Origin of the sequence: Micromonospora sp. WMMD710 (genome assembly GCF_029626045.1) — a bacterium.
Lineage (GTDB): Bacteria > Actinomycetota > Actinomycetes > Mycobacteriales > Micromonosporaceae > Micromonospora.
Window position 1 is genome coordinate 6043350 of sequence record NZ_JARUBD010000001.1, and the last position, 18573, is coordinate 6061922.

Annotated in this window: 18 protein-coding genes; 13 read left to right on the top strand and 5 right to left on the bottom strand. The window is 71.4% G+C overall.

All coding sequences use genetic code 11. The features are described 5' to 3' along the window. Positions 1-18 precede the first annotated feature (18 nt). Positions 19-1503, top strand: coding sequence for a PrsW family intramembrane metalloprotease (locus O7620_RS27980; RefSeq protein WP_278126107.1), 1485 nt, complete (start codon positions 19-21; stop codon positions 1501-1503). A gap of 19 nt (positions 1504-1522) precedes the next feature. On the opposite strand, the gene O7620_RS27985 is transcribed toward O7620_RS27980, so the two are convergent. Together O7620_RS27985 and O7620_RS27990 are read right to left on the bottom strand one after the other, a co-directional pair. Beyond that, positions 1523-1690, bottom strand: a complete 168-nt coding sequence (locus O7620_RS27985; RefSeq protein ID WP_192580151.1) for a hypothetical protein — start codon at positions 1688-1690, stop codon at positions 1523-1525. 80 nt (positions 1691-1770) lie between these two features. After that, on the bottom strand, positions 1771-2109 hold the full coding sequence (locus O7620_RS27990; protein ID WP_151488545.1) for a co-chaperone GroES: 339 nt from the start codon (positions 2107-2109) through the stop codon (positions 1771-1773). Between the two features lie 158 nt (positions 2110-2267). On the opposite strand from O7620_RS27990, the gene O7620_RS27995 reads away from it, so the two are divergent. Next, on the top strand, positions 2268-3566 hold the full coding sequence (locus tag O7620_RS27995) for an AI-2E family transporter (RefSeq protein ID WP_225854177.1): 1299 nt from the start codon (positions 2268-2270) through the stop codon (positions 3564-3566). Positions 3567-3799: 233 nt separating this feature from the next. Here O7620_RS27995 and O7620_RS28000 read toward each other — a convergent pair whose 3' ends face one another. Beyond that, a complete protein-coding gene (locus tag O7620_RS28000; RefSeq protein ID WP_278126110.1) occupies positions 3800-6004 on the bottom strand; it encodes an ATP-dependent DNA helicase in 2205 nt (734 codons plus the stop codon). A gap of 100 nt (positions 6005-6104) precedes the next feature. Here O7620_RS28000 and O7620_RS28005 point away from each other — a divergent pair, with 100 nt between their 5' ends. Next, on the top strand, positions 6105-6611 hold the full coding sequence (locus O7620_RS28005; protein WP_151488541.1) for a DUF402 domain-containing protein: 507 nt from the start codon (positions 6105-6107) through the stop codon (positions 6609-6611). A 13-nt stretch (positions 6612-6624) separates the two neighbouring features. On the opposite strand, the gene sigJ is transcribed toward O7620_RS28005, so the two are convergent. Further along, complete coding sequence (sigJ, locus tag O7620_RS28010; RefSeq protein ID WP_278126111.1) at positions 6625-7590, bottom strand: RNA polymerase sigma factor SigJ; 966 nt, start codon at positions 7588-7590, stop codon at positions 6625-6627. A gap of 137 nt (positions 7591-7727) precedes the next feature. Here sigJ and O7620_RS28015 point away from each other — a divergent pair, with 137 nt between their 5' ends. The 3 genes from O7620_RS28015 to O7620_RS28025 all read left to right on the top strand — a co-directional run bounded on the left by O7620_RS28015 (position 7728) and on the right by O7620_RS28025 (position 10436). Continuing rightward, entirely contained in the window at positions 7728-8669 is a 942-nt protein-coding gene (locus O7620_RS28015; protein WP_278126112.1) for a PPK2 family polyphosphate kinase, read from the top strand. A gap of 128 nt (positions 8670-8797) precedes the next feature. Further along, the gene (locus O7620_RS28020; RefSeq protein ID WP_151488539.1) at positions 8798-9424 is read left to right on the top strand and encodes a DUF47 family protein; all 627 of its coding nucleotides are present in this window, start codon (positions 8798-8800) and stop codon (positions 9422-9424) included. A 4-nt stretch (positions 9425-9428) separates the two neighbouring features. Continuing rightward, the gene (locus O7620_RS28025) at positions 9429-10436 is read left to right on the top strand and encodes an inorganic phosphate transporter (RefSeq protein WP_278126114.1); all 1008 of its coding nucleotides are present in this window, start codon (positions 9429-9431) and stop codon (positions 10434-10436) included. A 45-nt stretch (positions 10437-10481) separates the two neighbouring features. Here the strand turns inward: O7620_RS28025 and O7620_RS28030 are convergent, their stop codons facing one another. Next, on the bottom strand, positions 10482-11450 hold the full coding sequence (locus O7620_RS28030) for a Gfo/Idh/MocA family oxidoreductase (protein WP_278126116.1): 969 nt from the start codon (positions 11448-11450) through the stop codon (positions 10482-10484). Positions 11451-11962: 512 nt separating this feature from the next. Between O7620_RS28030 and O7620_RS28035 the strand changes: the two genes are divergently transcribed. Genes O7620_RS28035 through O7620_RS28065 form a run of 7 tightly spaced genes read left to right on the top strand, consistent with a single transcriptional unit; the run spans position 11963 to position 18467 of the window. Next, positions 11963-12742 (top strand): DUF1684 domain-containing protein, encoded by a 780-nt coding sequence (locus tag O7620_RS28035; RefSeq protein WP_278126117.1) that lies wholly within the window; start codon positions 11963-11965, stop codon positions 12740-12742. 35 nt (positions 12743-12777) lie between these two features. Further along, a complete protein-coding gene (locus O7620_RS28040) occupies positions 12778-14277 on the top strand; it encodes an ABC transporter substrate-binding protein (protein WP_278126118.1) in 1500 nt (499 codons plus the stop codon). Between the two features lie 10 nt (positions 14278-14287). After that, on the top strand, positions 14288-15253 hold the full coding sequence (locus O7620_RS28045) for an ABC transporter permease (protein ID WP_151488534.1): 966 nt from the start codon (positions 14288-14290) through the stop codon (positions 15251-15253). After that, the gene (locus O7620_RS28050; RefSeq protein WP_151488533.1) at positions 15250-16065 is read left to right on the top strand and encodes an ABC transporter permease; all 816 of its coding nucleotides are present in this window, start codon (positions 15250-15252) and stop codon (positions 16063-16065) included. The genes O7620_RS28045 and O7620_RS28050 overlap by 4 nt, the downstream gene beginning before the upstream one ends. Continuing rightward, entirely contained in the window at positions 16062-16868 is an 807-nt protein-coding gene (locus O7620_RS28055; RefSeq protein ID WP_151488532.1) for an ABC transporter ATP-binding protein, read from the top strand. The genes O7620_RS28050 and O7620_RS28055 overlap by 4 nt, the downstream gene beginning before the upstream one ends. Then, positions 16865-17620, top strand: coding sequence for an ABC transporter ATP-binding protein (locus O7620_RS28060; RefSeq protein WP_151488531.1), 756 nt, complete (start codon positions 16865-16867; stop codon positions 17618-17620). The genes O7620_RS28055 and O7620_RS28060 overlap by 4 nt, the downstream gene beginning before the upstream one ends. Positions 17621-17633: 13 nt before the next feature. Next, positions 17634-18467 (top strand): NUDIX domain-containing protein, encoded by an 834-nt coding sequence (locus O7620_RS28065; RefSeq protein ID WP_151488530.1) that lies wholly within the window; start codon positions 17634-17636, stop codon positions 18465-18467. Positions 18468-18573: the final 106 nt, after the last annotated feature.

The following is an 18573-nucleotide window of genomic DNA, read 5'->3' on the forward strand; positions in this document are numbered from 1 at the left end:
GCAGCATAGCGGCTGCCGATGCGACCGGACCAGTCGGCGGCGGATGGCTACGCTGACCGCATGGCCGACACCCCGCCCGGTTCACCCCTGCCGTCGCCGCCGCCCGCGTCGGCGGCTCCGTCCACCGGCGAGGCGCCCCGGATGCCGCCGCGCAGCAAGGGTTGGCGGTTCCTGGCGCTGGCCGGGGTGGCGCTGTTCATCGCCGCCTGCGCGGGGTTCATGGTCTTTCGGCTCGGCCAGTCACTCGGGTTGCAGGCGCTGCTGATCGGCGTGATCGCCGCCATCCTGCCGGTGCCGGTGCTGGTCGCCTGCTTCCTCTGGCTGGACCGCTACGAGCCGGAGCCCCTGAAGTACCTGATGTTCTGCTTCGCGTGGGGCGCGTTCGTCGCCACGGCCGCCTCGCTCACCGTGAACGAGTTCGCCGCCGGACGTTTCGCCGACTGGGGGTTGCCGGCCGCGCTCACCGGTGTGCTGGTGGCGCCCTTCATCGAGGAACTGACCAAGGCGCTCGGCCCGATCCTGCTCCTGGTGTTCCGCCGCCGGGAGTGGTCGGGGATCACCGACGGCCTGGTCTACTGCGGGCTCTCCGCGGTGGGCTTCGCCATGGTGGAGAACATCCTCTACCTGGGCGGGTACGGCTACGCGGCCGGCGCCGACCGCTACGGCCCCGCGACGGGCACCCAGCAGGTCATCGCCATCTTCATCGTGCGGATCCTCCTGTTCGGGTTCGCCCATCCGCTCTTCACCTCGATGACCGGTGTGGGGCTGGGTGTCGCGGCCCGGACGGCCGACCGGCGGGTACGGGTGCTCGCACCGGTCGGCGGTCTGCTGCTGGCGATGATGCTGCACGGCACCTGGAACCTGCTGCCCACGCTGACGCAGGCCACCGGCGAGACGGTGATCATGCTGTACGGCTTCCTGGGCCTCATGGTGCCGGTCTTCTTCGCCATGGTGGGGCTGGCGGTGTGGCTGCGCGCCTGGGAGGGGCGGCTCACCGAGCGGACGCTGCCGGACTACGTCCGCGCCGGCTGGTTGACCCCACCAGAGGTGGCCGCGCTGAGCAGCCTCGGCCGTCGGCACGCCGCCCGTAGTTGGGCCCGCCGGGTCGCCGGGGACGCCGGTCTGCGGGCGATGCGCGGCTACCAGTTCTCCGCGACCCGACTGGCGCTGCTGCGCGACGGGACGCTGCGCGGCCTGGACCGTAAGCCCGCCGACCAGGAGCGCTCGGCTCGGGAGGAGCGGGAGTTGCTGGATGCGATCAGCGCGTACCGATCGTTCTTCGTCGGTCGTGACCCGCAGGCTCCGGTGGGGGTCTGGGACGGCAGCCGCTACCACCTGCGCTTCCCGGACGGCACGCAACGCTCGCTGGATGCGCCGGACGAGCCGGTGGTGCCGATCCCGGTGGTGCTGGCTCCCGCGCCACCCGCGCCTCCGATCGGGTACGCCCCGCCCGGCTGGCCCGGTCTGCGGCCGGCGTCGCCGTGGACGCCCGGTCAATCCTGACGTCGGCCTTGGGGGCGGCTCAGGTCATCAGGGTGGTGAGGAAGTCACCGAGGCCCTGGGCCATCGCGACCAACGCGGCCCCGATCGCCTTGAACATCTGCGCGGCACCGTCGGGTCGGAACGCCATGAAGTAGATCAGAAACGCGACGCTGCCCCAGGTCAGCAGCTTCTTCACGAATACCGGCATCGTCCCTCCCCAGGGCCACGGTCGCCGGATGGCTTCCCGTCGTGCCGTGCGGCAAACGGCGCGCGGCGGGGGAGGGGCGTCTAGAGGTAGAGGCCGGTGGAGTCGTTCTCGACCCGCTCGGCGGCCACGGCGTGCACGTCCCGCTCGCGCAGCAGTACGTAGCCGCGGCCGTGCAGCTCGACCTCGGAGCGCTCGTCCGGGTCGAAGAGCACCCGGTCGCCGGAGACGATGGCGCGCACGTTCGGCCCCACCCCGACGGCGGTGGCCCACGCGAGCCGTTTGCCCACCGCGGCGGTCGCCGGGATGACGATGCCGGCGGTGGAGCGACGCTCGCCGTCGCCGCCCTCCATCCGTACCAGCACGCGGTCATGCAGGAGGCGGATCGGCAGGCCGGCATCGAGATCCTGGTCGGCGGTCACGACGCAGACGCTACCGTGTCGCCGACGGCCGATTGCCGGTGGTTACGCCCGAGGCTGCGGGGGCAATGTGTGGCGGAACTGCCCTACGGTGTCGGGAACGGACGTATGCTGTCCGACCTGTCGCCGTGGGCGGACCATTCTTCTGCCAGGAGGTGCGCTTGAGCCGCTTCGAGCGGGTACGCGGGCGGCTCCGCCGCGCCTACCAGTCAAGCCGGGAGTCGGTTCGCGCCGATCGGGACACGCCGAGCGACGACGCGGAGCCGGTCCGGGTGGCCTCACCGGCCGTGCCGGGGCCGCCCGCGCCGCCGAGTGCCACGGTCGTCGGCGCGGAACCTCCGGTGGACCTGCACAGCTCCACCTCCAGTCGGGACGACGCCGACGTGCCGCACGGGCTGCGGATCGCCGCCGCCTGGTGCTGGCGGTTGATCGTGATCGGGGTGGTGGCCTGGGCCCTGCTCCGGATCGTCGGCACCATCAAGATCGTGATCATTCCGCTGGCCATCGCGCTGCTGCTCTCGGCGTTGCTCGCCCCGGCGGTGGGCTGGCTGCTGCGCGCCCGACTGCCCCGGTCGTTGGCGACGGCGGTGGTGCTGGTCGGTGGCCTGGCCGCGGTGATCGGCACGCTGACCCTGGTGGTCAACGAGTTCATCCGCGGGGTGCCGGAGCTGAGCCAGAAGTCCTCCGAGGGCGTCCGGCAGATCCAGGACTGGCTGAAGACCGGCCCGCTGCACGTCTCCGACACCCAGCTCAACAGTTACATCGACGAAGCACAGGCCTGGATCAACGACAACACCTCGAAGTTCACCAGCGGCGCACTGAGCACCGCCGCAACGCTGGCCGAGGTGTTGACCGGCACCATCCTGGTGCTCTTCGCGACGTTCTTCTTCCTGCGCGACGGCAACCGGATCTGGCGCTTCCTGGTCCGGCTGCTGCCGGTGGCCGCCCGCTGGAAGGTCGACGACGCCGGCCGGGCCTCCTGGCAGACGCTGGGCGCCTACGTCCGGGCGACCGTGCTGGTCGCCTTCATCGACGCGGTCGGGATCGGCATCTTCCTCGTCGTCTTCGACGTCCCGTTCGCCTTCCCATTGGCCGCGTTGGTCTTCCTCGGCGCGTTCATCCCGATCGTCGGCGCGGCGCTCTCCGGCGGCGTGGCGGTGCTCGTGGCGCTGGTCGACAGCGGTCCGGTCACCGCGCTGATCATCCTGGGAGCGGTGATCGGTGTGCAGCAGGTCGAGGGGCACGTGCTCCAGCCGCTGATCATGGGGCGGGCGGTCGCCCTGCACCCGCTCGCGGTGATCATCGGTATCGCCGCCGGGGTGGTGCTCGCCGGCATCACCGGCGCGCTGGTCTCCGTCCCCCTGATCGCCGTCCTGAACACCGCGGTGCGTCGGCTGGCTGCCCGGAGGGTCCCGGACACCCCGCCCGACGCCGTGGTCGTCGCCTCCCAAGCGCCCTAGACCCGCCGCGCCGCGCCGCGCCGCGGCGCGGCGCGGCGCGGTGTCGCGAGGCGCGGTGTTCGCGCCAGTTGCTCGCAAGATCGTGCTCGATCCTGGAAGTAGTGGCCTCCTCCGCGAAGCAGGCCACTACTTCCTTGTTTCTGCACGATCTTGACCATCGGCGCATGGCGCGGGGCGCAGGGCGCGGGGCGCGGCGCGGCGCGGGGCGCGACGCGGTGGCCGCGGGCTCTGCGTCAGGAGCTGGCGAGGCGTTGCAGCGCGCCGCGGGCCACCTCGGGGCGGGTCGTGTACCAGAACGGCGGCAGCGAGCGACGCAGGAACGGGCCGTAGCCGCGGGCGGTCTCCAGCCGGGAGTCGAGCACCGCGACGACTCCCCGGTCGCCGGTGGCCCGGATCAGCCGGCCCACGCCCTGGGCCAGCCGCACCGCCGCGATCGGCACGCTGACCGCGGCGAAGCCCGAACCGCCGCCGGCGTCCACGGCTGCCGCGCGGGCGGCCGCGAGGGGCTCGTCTGGGCGGGGGAAGGGCAGCCGGTCGATGACCACGAGCTGGCAGGCGTCGCCCGGCACGTCCACCCCCTGCCAGAGCGACATCACCCCGAACAGGCAGCTGGACCGCTCCTCGCGGAACCGGCGCACCAGCAGCGGCAGCGCCTCCTCGCCCTGCAACAGCACCGGCAGGTCGGTCCGCGCGCGCAGCAGCTCCGCCGCCTGCTGCGCGGCCCGCCGGGAGGAGAAGAGCCCGAGAGTACGACCGCCGAGCGCGTCGACCAGCCCGAGCAGTTCCTCGCCGGCTGCCTCGGGCAGCCCGGAGACGCTCGGCCGGGGCAGGTGCGCGGCGACGTACAGGATGCCCTGCCGGGCGTAGTCGAACGGCGAACCGACGTCGAGTGACCGCCACCCGGGGCCCTCGGTGGGTGGTATCACGGCGTTCGGGGCGACGTCGCCGGCGAGGCGACGGCCGGGCGTCTCGGCGGCCGGGCGGCCGGGGCCGGTGCGGGCGGCCAGCGCGGCTGCGGCGGGGGTAGGCGGGGCGGGCGGTGGCGCGTCCAGGCCGAGGGCGCGGGCGACCGTGTCGAACCGTCCACCGAGCGCCAGGGTCGCCGAGGTGGCGACGACGGTGCGTTCGTCGTACAGGTGGGTGGCGAGGGTGCCGGCCACCGACAGCGGCGCGACCACCAGCGCCCGGCGGCTGCCGCTGTCGTTCTTCTCCACCCAGGCCACGTCGTGGTCGGCCTCCTCCAGCAACCGCTGGGCGGTGGTGGAGAGCTCGTCCAGGGCGGCCTTGGCCTGCTGCTTGCGGACCGGGTCGGGGTCGTCGGCCTTCACGTCGCCGATGGCGTCCAGGGCGGAGCGGGTCGCCGCGTCGAGCAGCGTGCACGCCTCCCGCAGGGGTGTCGGCAACCCCGCCGTTATCCGCCCGGCCGGCGCCTCGGCCAGGCCGACCGCGAGGGCGTCGCCGGCGGCCGTGAGCGCCTCGGCGGTCTCCGGCCGCAGCAGCGTACGGGCTCGCCGGGTGGTCCGGTCGATCAGCTCCGGCACCAGTTCCGCCTGGGCCGCCGAGGAGACCCGGTCGGCCAGCTCGTGCGCCTCGTCCACGATGAGCAGCTTGTGCGGCGGCACGATGTGCCGGCCGGCGAGCATGTCGACCGCGAGCAGGCTGTGGTTGGTCACCACGATGTCGGCCTCGCGGGCACGGGCCCGCGACGCCTCGGCGAAGCACTCCTGCCCGAACGGGCAGCGGGTCGCGCCGACGCACTCCCGGGCCGGCATCGACACCAGCCGCCAGGCCTGGTCGTCGACGCCCGGGTCCAGTTCGTCGCGGTCGCCGGTGGCGGTCTTCTCGGCCCAGTCGCGTACCCGGTCGATCTGCTTTCCCAGCCGACCCGCCTCGCCGAGCCACTTCGTCCCGCCGCCGGGGCGCGCGGCCGGGGCGTCGAAGAGGGTGTCCTCCGGTTCCTCCTCGGTGGAGTTGTCCAACCGGGCCAGGCACAGGTAGTGGTGGCGTCCCTTGAGCACCGCGAAGGTGGGCCGGCGGCCGAGCACCGGCTCGACCGCGTCGGCGAGCCGGGGCAGGTCGTGGTCGACCAGCTGCGACTGCAACGCCAGGGTGGCCGTGGACACCACCACCGGGCCGTCCACGGTGAGCGCCGGCGCGAGGTAGGCCAGCGACTTGCCGGTGCCGGTGCCCGCCTGCACGAGCAGATGCTCGCCGCCGGCTACGCACTCCTCGATCGCCGTGGTCATCTGCAGCTGACCGGGGCGTTCCGCGCCGCCGGGCACCGCGCCGACCGCCGCCGCCAGCAGCTCGGTGCCGCTGGGTCGGTCACCCCGCCGCCGGCCCTTGGCACGGGCCGACGGGGTGGCGGAACCGGTGGCGGTGCGGGGCGGAGTCACCGTGCGACGGTACCCGCCGCCGCCGACACGGGCCGCGCCCATCCGCCACGTGGCGCGGAGGCACCCGCCGGCCTCCCTGGCCGACGCCGTCCGGTTACGGCCGCACTACGACGCGTGGGCAGTATCGGTTAGGGTGCGAATCATGCCGAGCGACGTGGTCCGAGTGGTCTATCGCAAGTACGACGGCAGCGCCCACCGTGACTACCCGGCCCGCCGTCTCGCCGAGGACGACCTCGGCGTCTGGCTCGGCGTCCCGTTCGGCACCGAGTCGGTCTACCACGGCCGCCCCTCGGTGGAGAAGATCCCGTTCGTCCTGCTGGTGCCGCACAACGCCTGGTGGACGGGGATGTTCAACCCGCCGCCACGGACCAGCGAGGTCTACTGCGACATCACCACCCCGGCCCGCTGGGAGTCCGACGACACCGTCCACCTCATCGACCTGGACCTGGACGTGGTCCGACGCCGGGCCACCGGTCTCGTCGAGCTGCTCGACGAGGACGAGTTCGCCGAGCACCGGGCCCGCTTCGGCTACCCGCAGGACGTGGTGGACGAGGCCGAGGCGGCGGCCCGGTGGCTGTACGGCGCGCTCGGTGACGGCACCGAGCCGTTCGCCACGTCGTACCGGAAGTGGCTGGCGCTGGTGGTCTGAGCGGGCGCCCGGCTCACCAGCGCGGCGGCCACCCGTCGCCGTCGCCCAGCGGTGGCAGGTCGGCCAGTTTCTCCGGGTTGAGCTGGTTGAAGATGCCGGTGATCCGGCCCTGGTCCACGGCGAACGCGGTGACCAGGCGGATCGGTCGCCCGTCGCTGTGCGTCGTCTCCATCTGCAGGCCGAGGACTCCGTCGACGAGCACCGACCGGGCCAGCGCACGCTCGGCGTACCGGCCGGTCCGGCCGAACAGGCCGAGCGTGAAGCGGCCCACCGCGTCCGCACCGACCACCGGTCGACGGGCCGCCGGGAAGTGCCCGCCCGAGTCGCCGAGCAGGACCACGTCCGGCGCGAGCACCCGCAGCAGCGGATCCAGCTCGCCGGACTCGGTGGCGGCGACGAACGCCTCGAGCACGCGCCGCTGCTCGGCCGGGTCGGCGGTGTGCCGGGGCACGTCCGGCCCGGTGACCGCCCGCCGGGCCCGGGAGGCGAGCTGCCGGGCGGCGACCTCGCTGGTGCCGAGCACGTCGGCGACGCCGGCGAACGGCACCGCGAACACGTCGTGCAGCACCAGGGCGACCCGCTGCTCCGGTGCCAGCCGCTCGAGCACCACCAGCAGCGCCGTGCCGACCTGGTCGGTCCGGACCGCGCGTTCCGCCGGGTCGGGCGCGTAACCGTCGGACGCCGACCCGCTGGCCACCGGGCGCACCTCCGGCTCCGGCAGCCACTGACCGACGTACGCCTCGCGGCGGACGCGGGCCGAGCGGAGCACGTCGAGGCAGATCCGGGCGCACGTGGTGGTCAGCCAGGCGGACAGCTCGCGGATCTCGGCGCGGGCCGCCGGATCGGCGAGTGCCCCGGCGTAGCGCAGCCAGGTCTCCTGCACCGCGTCTTCGGCCTCGCTGCGGCTGCCCAACATCCGGTGGGCCACCGCGAGCAGGCGACCCCGTTCGGCCTCGAACTCCGTCGCCAGGTCCCGCACGGACCCACCACCCTCCCCGGTCGGCCTTGCCTGCCGGTGTCCATCTTCCTGGCAAGTCCGGGGGCCGGCAGCCCTGGTCGTCCCGGTCCGGGGGCTCTCGGCGGGCGGATGACCGACGGGTGGGCGATGATCCGTGCATGAGCGCACTGCAGGAACCGGGGATCGTGGCACCGGCCGGCGGCGGAGTACGGGAGCTGCTCCGGGTCACCGCGCCGGTGGATCTCGCGGCGATCGACCCCCGGTCCACGCCCGGCCTGCCGAAGGCCGAGGTGAACGGGGAGCGCCGCAAGGTCTGGGCCCGTGCGCAGGTGGAACTGGTCGGTGGCGAGTTGGGTCGTCGGCAGGAGATGCTCTTCGCGATGGCCAAGGCCGGCTCGGAGCGGCCGGCGCACCGGGTGCTGCTGGTGCTCCAGGCGATGGACTGTGGCGGTAAGGACGGCACGATCAAGCGGGTGGCCGGCGCGATGAACCCGCTGGGTCTGCACATCCGTTCGTTCGGCCCGCCGACTCCGCAGGAGCTGCGGCACGATTTCCTGTGGCGGATCCGCCGGGAGCTGCCCCCACCGGGGTACGTCGGGATGTTCAACCGCTCGCACTACGAGGACGTGTTGATCGCCCGGGTCGGCTCGCTGGTGCCCGAGGCCACCTGGCGGGCCCGCTACGACGAGATCAACTCTTTCGAGCGGGAGCTGACCGAGGGTGGGGTGACCCTGGTCAAGGTGATGCTGCACATCTCGTACGCCGAGCAGGGCGAGCGCCTGCTGGAGCGGCTCACCGACCCGCGTAAGCACTGGAAGTACAACCCCTCGGATGTCGACGCCCGGGCTCGTTGGGACGACTACCAGGCCGCGTACGCCGAGGCTCTGAGCCGGTGCGGCACGGACGCGGCGCCCTGGTTCGTGGTGCCGGCGGACCGCAAGTGGTACCGGGACTGGGCGGTGGCCCACCTGCTGCGGGAGACGTTCGACACGCTTGATCTGGGGTATCCGCCTGCCGATTTCGATGTGGCGCACGAGCGGGAGCGGCTGCGTGCTGGGGGAGTGGGGGCGGATGGGACGCCCGAGGTGAACAGTAGGTGAACGATCGGTGAATGCGGCCTGGCCAGGGGTGGGCCGACGAATTCGCGGTTCTGCCGTTTCCTAGCATTCACCGGGCGGACGCCCGACGGGTGCCGCCACCCTTCCACCGACGCGACGAGGTCTGTGCTGTGAAGTTTTCCTTCCGCCCCACCGAGGGCGCCTTCTACGAGCTCTTCACCAGGGCCGCGCAGAACCTGGTCCGGGGCACCGAACTGCTGAACGAGCTGGCCCTGCCCGGCGTCGACGTGCAGTCGGTCAGCGAGCGGCTGACCGAGGTCGAGCACGACAGCGACCAGATCACACACGAGCTGTACAAGAAGATCAACTCTACCTTCATCACGCCGTTCGACCGGGAGGACATCTACCGGCTCGGCTCGCTGCTCGACGACGTGATGGACCACCTGGAAGCGGTCGGCGACCTGCTCTACCTGTACGGGCTGACCGAGCTTCCGGCGCTGCCCCGCGAGCTGCACGAGATGGTCAACGTGCTCGACCAGCAGGCCAAGCTGACCGCCGACGCGATGCCCCGCCTGCAGTCGATGAAGGATCTCGAGGACTACTGGATCGAGTGCAACCGGCTGGAGAACGAGGGCGACCGGATCAACCGGCAGCTGCTCGTCCGCCTCTTCTCCGGTGAGTACGACGCGTTGACGGTGCTGAAGATGAAGGAGGTCGCCGACGAGCTGGAGGCCGCCTGCGACGCCTTCGAGCACGTGGCCAACACAGTCGAGACCATCGCGGTCAAGGAGTCCTGAGCCGGTGTCTCCTGAACTCATCGCCGTCCTGGCGGTGATCGCGGTTGCCCTGGCGTTCGACTACACCAACGGCTTCCACGACGCCGCCAACGCGATCGCGACAAGCGTCTCCACCCGGGCGCTGACCCCCCGGATCGCGCTGGGCCTCGCCGCGGTCGGCAACTTCATCGGCGCCCACTTCGGCGCCGGGGTCGCCAAGACCGTCGGCGACGGCCTGGTCACCCTCCCCACCGGTGTGAGCAGCCTCGGTGTGGTCTTCGCCGGGGTGCTCGGCGCGATCGCCTGGAACCTCATCACCTGGTACTTCGGCCTGCCGTCGTCGTCCTCGCACGCGCTCTTCGGCGGCCTGGTCGGCGCGACCCTGTTGTCCACCGGCGGCATCGTGCAGTGGGGCAACATCGGTGAGAAGGTGCTGCTGCCGATGGTGCTCTCGCCGATCGTCGGCCTGACCCTCGGCTACCTGCTGATGCTGGCGATCCTCTGGCTGTTCCGGAAGGGGCAGCCGGGCAAGCTCAACCGGGGCTTCCGCCACGCGCAGACCGTCTCGGCGGCCGCCATGTCGGTCGGCCATGGCATGCAGGACGCCGCCAAGACCATGGGCATCGTGGTGCTGGCGCTCTACACCGGCGGTTTCCAGGAGAGCAAGACGCACATCCCGGGCTGGGTGTTCTGGACGTCGGCGACGATGTTGGCCCTCGGCACGTACGCCGGTGGTTGGCGGATCATCCGTACCCTCGGCCGGAAGATCATCGACCTCGGGCCGCCGGAGGGCTTCGCCGCCGAGACGGTCGCCAGTGCGGTGCTCTACTTCAACGCCCTGGTGCTCAAGGCGCCGATCTCCACCACCCACACGATCACCTCGGCGATCATGGGTGTGGGCGCGACCAAGCGGCTCTCCGCGGTCCGCTGGAACGTCGCCGGCAACATCGTGCTCGCCTGGATCATCACGTTCCCGGCCGCCGCGCTGATCGCCTGCGTCACCTACCTGCTGGTCCGACCGCTCTTCGGCTGACCGTCACGCAGAAAGGGCCCCTCTTCGCAGAGGGGCCCTTTTCGGTCACTCGTACCGCACACCGATCTGCTCCCGCACCGCGTCCAGCAGGGCCATCACCTCAAGGGTCGTGGCGTGCGGCACCAGCGGGCTCTCGGTCAGCCCGGCCGTCAGGCAGCGCTGCACCTCGATCGCCTCGTACTGGTAGCCGTTGCCGGCCTCCTCCGCGACGATCGTCTCCGGCTCGGCGCCCGCCCGGTGCAGGGTCAGCGACCCCGGCCGGAAGAACGGCTCCGGCAGGTCGATCCGGCCCGTGCTGCCGGTGATCGAGGCGGACAACTCGGTCGCACCGACCATGCCGCAGCTCAACGCGGCCAACGCTCCGGTGTCGTAGCCGAACAGGATGCCGGTGTTCTCGTCCGTCCCCTCCGGGCCGAGCTGCGCCCAGGACCGGATGTGCTGCGGCACCCCGAGCAGCAGGTGGGCCAGGCTGATCGGGTAGATCCCCAGGTCGAGCAGCGCACCCCCGCCCAGCTTCGGGTTGCGCATCCGGTGGTCCGGCGGGAACGGCCCGGCCACCCCGAAGTCGGCCCGCACGCTGCTCACCGTGCCGATGGCACCCTCGGCGATCAGCTCGGTCGCCCGGAGGATCAGCGGGTTGGTCCGCATCCACATGGCCTCCATCAGGAAGACCCCGGCGGCGCGCGCCGTGTCGACCAACTCCGTGCTGGTGGCCACGTCGAGGGTGAACGGCTTCTCCAACAGCACCGCGCGCCCGGCGGTCAGGCAGGTCATCGCCGCCTCGTGGTGCGCGGCGTGCGGCGTGGCCACGTAGATGACGTCGACCTCCGGATCGGCCGCCAGCTCCACCCAGGAGCCGTACGCGCGCTTCGCCCCGTACGTGTCGGCGAACCGCTGCGCGCTGTCGGCGGCGCGGGAGCCGACCGCGACGAGTTCGGCGTCCGGCACCAGCCGGAGGTCTTCGGCGAAACGGCTGGCGATGTGGCCGGTGGCCAGGATGCCCCAACGAGTCATGCCTACGGTGCTACTTCCTTGAGCCATGTTGCCCCTTCACCTACGGGCCGCCGGCTAGGTCCGACAGTCCCGCGCCCGTGAGAACAGAACTGAAGCCTCCCCCGCCACGCAACGCGAGGCAAACCGCTGCGCCTCCGCAGAGACGCGCACCTTACCCACTTGCGGCAACTGTCCTGCTCAGGCTGTCGCAACCCGCGACGCGGCCGGGCGCCGACATGATCAGCGTCTCCCTGGTGCTCGCTTGTCGACCTGCCACGACCGTGCCTAGACTTCCGAGGACTGTAAGGCCTGGCTGCTGGGAGGTGGCGGCGTGCGAACCGACGAAGGCGCCGTCATGCTGCGCATGCGCCGGCACATTGACTTCGGCCGTGCTGTCAGCACGGCCTGTCCGGGCGACACACCTGCCCGCTGAGACAGTTCCCGCCTCTCGTCGAGGGGCCGTCACGTGGCCGGGATCGGCGAGCGCCGCTGGGCGCAGTGTGGCATTTGATGGGGTACGTACCTCTTAGGCCGTGACGCGGCTCGAAACCGACACCCCGGGTGGATGCGGAGCATCGCGCCAATTCTCTATCAAACCTACCGGAAAGCTTGTGATGTCCTCCCAGACAGACGCGGCGCGAAACGAGTGGACGGCCTGGCACCGAGCCCGTGAAGAGGCGCTGACGGCACCGAGCGGCAACCTCGCCCTCGTCGAGACACGTTGGCTCGCCGACGACGAGGAACCGGCACCAGAGCAGGAGCGGGACGGCGTCCTCACGACGGTGATCCGCCGGTTCGATCCCCTCACCGGAGAGACCCGCAACGGCATCCGCCGCTGGAACTCCCGGTCGGACGCCGTCGCGCACTTTGTGAGCACCGATCCGTACCCGTACGACCCGGCATGGGTGCTGCCGGCGAGCTTCGTGCCGGCCGGGCCGGAGCACCACGTCGCGTTCGCCCATCGCCGGGATAACGGCGGCACGCGGGACCTACCGGTACCCGGACACATCGAGGTGACCGTCGCGGGTACCGCGTTCACCGTCCACGCGTTCGACGACGAGGGCTCCTTGCTGCTCGTCTTCGGCGACCGTACCAACGGCCGTCAGACGTACGGCGGTGGCCGCTTCCTCACGGTGCCCTGGCCGTCCGACTCCGGCCACACCGTCCTCGACTTCAACCGGGCCCGCACCCCACCCTGCGGTTTCTCGGCTCACTTCAACTGCCCGCTGCCGCCGCCGGAGAACCGCTTCCCCTTTGCCATCGAGGCCGGCGAGCGCGTGCCCGTATTCCGCGACGGCTTCACCGTCGAATGACTGAGCCCAGCACCAACGTCAAGGAGCACATCCCCGTGAGGAAGATTCTGACCGCCGTCGTCGCCGTCGCGTTCGGCCTCGGCCTGGCCGCGTGCGCCCCGGATGACGGCCCGTCGACGGCATCCGGCGCCGACGCGACCATCGACGTCGGCTCCCTGTACGAGCCCCAGAACCTGGACAACACCGGTGGCGGCGGACAGGGCGTGACCGAGGCCCTGAACGGCAACGTCTACGAGGGCTTGTTTCGGCTCACCGACGACGGCAAGGTCGAGAACCTGCTGGTGAGCGACTACTCCGTCAGCGGCGACGGGCTCACCTACACGTTCACGTTGCGCTCCGGCGTCACGTTCCATTCGGGCAAGCCGCTGACGGCGGCGGACGCCAAGTACAGCCTGGAGAAGGTCATCGCGCCCGACTCGAAGTCGGCTCGAAAGAGCAGCTTCGGCCCGATCGGCGGCATCACCGCGCCGGGCGACAGCACGCTCGTGGTGACCCTGAAGACTCGCTCCATCTCCTTCGTCTACAACCTGAGCTACGTCTGGATCGTCAACGCGGGGAACCAGAGCCCGACCACCACGGCGGACGGCACCGGCCCGTACCGGCTCGCGTCCTGGCAGCGCGGCGCGACGTTGAGCCTCAGCCGCTTCGACGGGTACTGGGGGACGAAGGCGTCGAACAAGGATGTGGTGTTCCACTATTTCACCGATGCCAGTGCGCTCAACAACGCGCTGCTGACCGACCAGATCGACATCATTACCAGCGAGCAGAGCCCGGACGCGCTGGACCAGTTCACCGCCAACCCGGCGTATCGGGTGAACGATGGCGCCTCGACGACCAAGCTGCTGCTGGCCTTCAACGACCGGGTGGCTCCGTTCGACAACGTCAAGGTGCGCAAGGCGGTCTACTCGGCCATCGACCGCAAGAAGCTGCTCGAATCGATCTGGGGCCCGCATGGCAAGCTGATCGGGTCGATGGTGCCGCCGTCGGACCCCTGGTACGAGGACCTCACCAACGCCAACCCCTACGACATCGACCTGGCCAAGCGGCTGCTCGCGGAGGCGGGACACGGCGGCGGTTTCTCGTTCACGCTCGACACGCCGAACTACGACCCGCACCCGATCGTGGCCACGTTCCTCAAGTCAGAGCTGGCGAAGGTCGGCATCACGGTCACCATTAAGGTGATCAGCGCTGATGAGTGGTACACGAAGGTGTTCCAGAAGCATGATTTCGTGGCCACCTTGCAGGAGCACGTCAACGACCGCGACGTGGTCTGGTACGGCAACCCCGACTTCTACTGGGGCTACGACAGCCCGCAGGTGACGCGGTCGGTGAGGCAGGCCGAGCAGGCCGCCACGGCGGACGAACAGACGGCCCTGCTCAAGCAGGCGAACCGGCAGCTCGCGCAGGACGCGGCCAGCGTCTGGCTCTACCTCTACCCGCAGATCGTGGTCGCCTCCACGCGCGTGTCGGGATATCCCGTCAACGGGCTGAACTCACAGTTCTACGTCTACGGCATCACCAAGCGGGAAGGCTGACCGGCGGCCCATGGTCAGGTACCTGGTGCGGCGGGGCGGCCTGCTGGTCGCCTCGCTGCTACTCGCCAGCGTCGCGCTGTTCCTGCTGTTGCGGGTGCTGCCCGGCGATCCGGCGAACGCGCTGCTGACGGTAGACGCGACGCCGGAGCAGATCGAGGCTGCCCAGCGGCAGGTCGGATCGGACCGATCGCTGCCCGAGCAGTTCGTCACCTGGTTCGGGCAGCTCGCGCGCTTGGACCTGGGGCGCTCGTTCGTCTCCACCCTGCCCGTCGGCCCGGAAATCGTCGACCGGCTGGTGGTCACACTTCCGCTGACCCTGTTCGCCTTCGCGCTCGCGATCGTCATCGCGGTGCCGGTCGGCTATCTCTGCGCGCGCTGGTCCCGCACCTGGTACGGCGCCGGACTCTCCGCGTTGTCCCAGCTCGGTATCGCGGTGCCGGCGTTCTGGGTCGGCATGCTGCTGATCTTCGTCTTCGCGCTGCGGCTGAGGGTGTTTCCCTCGGGCGGCTTTCCCCGCGCGGGCTGGGCCGATCCCGGCGCGGCGCTGACCTCACTGACGTTACCGGTGCTGACCATCGCCCTCGTGATGTCCGCGTCGCTGATCCGGTACGTCCGCTCGGCCACACTCGACGTGCTCGGCAGCGACTACCTGCGTACGGCCCGTGCGCTCGGCGCCTCGTCCGCGGAGGCGATGTGGCGGCACGGTCTGCGCAACGCCGCCGGACCCGTGGTGTCCGTCCTCGGCGTCGAACTCGCCACCACGTTCCTCGGCGCGGTGGTGGTGGAGAGCGTCTTCGCGCTGCCCGGGCTCGGCAGCATGCTCGTGAAGGGCATCACGCAGCACGACTACCCGGTCGTCCAGGGTGTCCTCTTCGTCAGCACGGTCGCCGTTCTCGTCATCGGGTTCCTGGCCGACCTCGCCCAGCGCCTCATCGATCCGCGGCTTCGCGGCTCCTCGCCCGGGGGGTCGCGATGAGCCGTCACCGCCGCTCCCTCGTCGCCGGTGGCATCCTCGTGGGGCTCACCTGCGCCGCCGCACTGATCTCTCTACTGTGGACTCCCTATCCAGTCTCGGACACCTCGGGCGGCCGCCTCGCTCCGGTCACCGCCGCGCACCTGCTGGGTACCGATCGACTCGGCCGGGACCTGGCGACGCAGCTCATGGTCGGTGCCCGCATCGCGCTGGAGACCGGGCTGGGCGCCGTCGTGGTCGGCGGTACGTTGGGAGTCCTCGTCGGGATCGCGGCCGGATTCGCCCAACGTTGGCTGGACGACGGCCTCGCCGCGCTGCTGGACATCGTCATCGCGTTCCCGACGTTGCTGCTGGCCATGCTCGTGGTAGCGGCCCGCGGCGCGTCGCTCGGCTCGGCGATCCTGGCGCTGGGACTGGCGATGTCCGCGGTGGTGGCCCGGCTGACCCGGATCCTCGTCAAACGAGTGCTGGCGCAGGACTTCGTGACCGCGTCGCTTGTCTCGGGCACCTCCTGGCCACGCGTGGTCGCCGAGCACGTACTGCCCAACATCTGGCCAACCCTGGCGGTCAACCTGGCGTTGCAGTTCGGCCTCGCGGTGCTCGCCGAGGCGAGCCTCTCCTACCTCGGGTTGGGCGCGCCGCCGCCGAACCAGTCCTGGGGCCGGATGCTCCAGGAGGCGCAGTCCACCGTGCTCGTCGCGCCGGCCGGGCTCGTCGCGCCGGGACTGGCGCTGGTGGTCCTCGTGGTCGGGGCCAACCTCGTCGCCGACGGCCTGCGCGAGGTAGCCGACCCGCTGGCCCGGAGGTCGTCGTGAGTCTCCTCGCCGTCGACCGGCTCGCCATCTGCACCGCGGACGGCACGCCTCTTGTTTCCGACATCTCCTTCGAACTGCCCTCGGGCGGACGGTTGGGGGTGATCGGCGAGTCCGGATCCGGCAAGTCGCTGACGACCCTGGCCCTGCTCGGACTGCTTCCCGCAGGACTGCGCGTCTCCGGCAGTATCCGGTTCCACCCGGCCGGAGGCGAGCCCGTGCAGGTCGTCGGCGCGTCCGAAAGCGCGCTCCGACGGCTGCGCGGCCGGGTGGCGACGGTGGTCTTCCAGGAGCCGTCGACCGCCCTGGACCCGCTCATGCGCCTCGGCGACCAGATCGGAGCGTCCGTCCGCCGTACCCGGGGACTACGCGGGCCGGCGCTGCGCGCGGCCGTCCTCTCCGCGCTCGCCGACGTCGGCCTCGACCACCGGATCGGACGCGCCTATCCCCACGAGGTCTCGGGCGGGCAACGCCAGCGCGCCGCCATCGCCGCTGCGGTGGCGTGCCGGCCCGCGCTGCTGGTCGCCGACGAGCCCACCACCGCGCTGGACGTCACCGTCCAGGCCGACGTGCTCGCGCTGCTGGACCGTCTCGTCGCCGACCGAGGCTTGGCCCTGCTGTTCATCAGTCACGACCTGGCCGTGGTGTCCCGGATCGCCGAACGTGTCCTGGTGCTCGACCGGGGATCCGCCATCGAGTCCGGCACCGTCACGGAGATCCTCACCGCGCCACGCCATCCGGTCACCCGCGCCCTTCTGGAGAGTGCGCGGCACCTGGACGCGGCACTGGAGGTAAGGCAGCCATGATCCTGGAAGGACGCGAGGTCGGCTTCGCGTACCCCCGCGGGCGGGCGGTACTCGACAGCGTCAACGTTGGCGTCACCGCCGGACGTGGCATCGCACTGGTCGGCGAGTCCGGAGCCGGCAAGACGACGCTGCTGCGGATCCTGCTCGGGCTGCTGCGGCCCACCACCGGCGAGGTCCGCTTCGACGGAGAGCCGCTTCGGCCACGCGACCGGGCGCTGACGCGGCGGTTCCGGCGCGGCGTGCAATCCGTCTTCCAGGACCCGTACTCGTCGCTGGACCCACGTCAGAGGGTGGGGCGGATAGTCTCCGAACCACTGCGGTCGCTGGGTCTGGACGCCGCTGGGCAGCGGGTGGCCGACGCGCTGCGCGAGGTCGGCCTGCCCGAGGACGTGGTGGGACGGTACCCGCACGAGTTCTCCGGTGGGCAGCGCCAACGCATCGCCATCGCGCGGGCCATCGTGTGCCAACCGCGGCTGCTTCTCGCCGACGAGCCGGTCAGCGCGCTGGACGTCACCACCCGGGTACGCGTCGTCGACCTGCTCGCCGAACTGCGTGAGACCCGCGGCCTGACGGTGGTCATGGTGACCCACGACCTCGCCGTGGCCTCGCTGCTGTGCCACGAGACGGTGGTGCTCTCCGGAGGCCGCGTCGTAGAGCACGGTGACACCGCCTCGGTGCTTGGCTCCCCCGCCCATCCGTACACGCGTCGGCTGCTCGCCAGCGTCCCCCGGTTGCCGGCCAGGCCCAGCTAGCTAGGCTCGCGGCATGACGATCGACAGCGACGGCTTTCCCGCCCCGGCCGCTCTGGTCGAGCACGCCCGCCGGTTCCGGGCCGAGGGCGGCACTCCGGCGGTGCCGCGGGTCGCGGCCACGGTGCTGCTGCTGCGTCCGACCGACACGGACTTCGAGGTGTACGTCATCCGCCGCGTCGCCGCGATGACCTTCGGTGGGATGTACGCCTTTCCCGGCGGCGGGGTGGACCCCTCCGACTCGGAGGCACATCTGGAGTGGGCGGGGCCGACGCCGATCGAGTGGGCGGGCCGGCTCGGGGTGGACGCGGACGCCGCCCAGGCGGTGGTCTGCGCCGCCGCCAGGGAGGTCTTCGAGGAGGCGGGTGTGCTGCTCGCCGGCCCGGACCGGGCGGCCGTGGTGGGTGACGTCAGCGGCGACGATTGGGAGGTGGCCCGGCAGGACCTGGAGGGGCGGCGGCTGGGCTTCGCGGCGCTGCTCGCCGACCGTCAGCTCACCCTGCGGTCGGACCTGCTGCTGCCCTGGAGCCGGTGGATCACGCCCGAGTTCGAGCCACGCCGCTTCGACACGTACTTCTTCGTGGCCCTGCTGCCGGCGGGACAGCGGACCCGCGACGTCTCCGGCGAGGCCGACCACACCCTGTGGATCCGTCCGGCGGACGCGCTGGCCCGCGCCGAGGCGGGCGAGTTGACCATGCTCCCGCCCACCCTGGTCACCCTCGCCCAGGTGGCGGCGGCCGGCGATCTGGCCGGCGTGGCCCGCGCGGCGACCGACCGGGACGCCGCCACCCCGATCACCCCACGCCTGGACCTCCCACCGAACGGCGAGCCCCGCTTCGTCCTCGGTTAAAACGTGCCGGGCCACGCGCGTACCGCTCGGGGAAAGATCGCGCCCGAACATGGAAATAGTGGCCTCACGCTGCGGTGAGACCACTACATCATGGATCGAGCATGAT

Bases quoted from the DNA above. Each gene is read 5' to 3' on its own strand.
- O7620_RS27980 (WP_278126107.1), top strand. From the start codon at position 19: ATGCGACCGGACCAGTCGGCGGCGGATGGCTACGCTGACCGCATGGCC.
- O7620_RS27985 (WP_192580151.1), bottom strand. From the start codon at position 1,690: ATGCCGGTATTCGTGAAGAAGCTGCTGACCTGGGGCAGCGTCGCGTTT.
- O7620_RS28000 (WP_278126110.1), bottom strand. From the start codon at position 6,004: ATGGGCGCGGCCCGTGTCGGCGGCGGCGGGTACCGTCGCACGGTGACT.
- O7620_RS28005 (WP_151488541.1), top strand. From the start codon at position 6,105: ATGCCGAGCGACGTGGTCCGAGTGGTCTATCGCAAGTACGACGGCAGC.
- O7620_RS28015 (WP_278126112.1), top strand. From the start codon at position 7,728: ATGAGCGCACTGCAGGAACCGGGGATCGTGGCACCGGCCGGCGGCGGA.
- O7620_RS28030 (WP_278126116.1), bottom strand. From the start codon at position 11,450: ATGACTCGTTGGGGCATCCTGGCCACCGGCCACATCGCCAGCCGTTTC.
- O7620_RS28045 (WP_151488534.1), top strand. From the start codon at position 14,288: ATGGTCAGGTACCTGGTGCGGCGGGGCGGCCTGCTGGTCGCCTCGCTG.
- O7620_RS28050 (WP_151488533.1), top strand. From the start codon at position 15,250: ATGAGCCGTCACCGCCGCTCCCTCGTCGCCGGTGGCATCCTCGTGGGG.
- O7620_RS28060 (WP_151488531.1), top strand. From the start codon at position 16,865: ATGATCCTGGAAGGACGCGAGGTCGGCTTCGCGTACCCCCGCGGGCGG.
- O7620_RS28065 (WP_151488530.1), top strand. From the start codon at position 17,634: ATGACGATCGACAGCGACGGCTTTCCCGCCCCGGCCGCTCTGGTCGAG.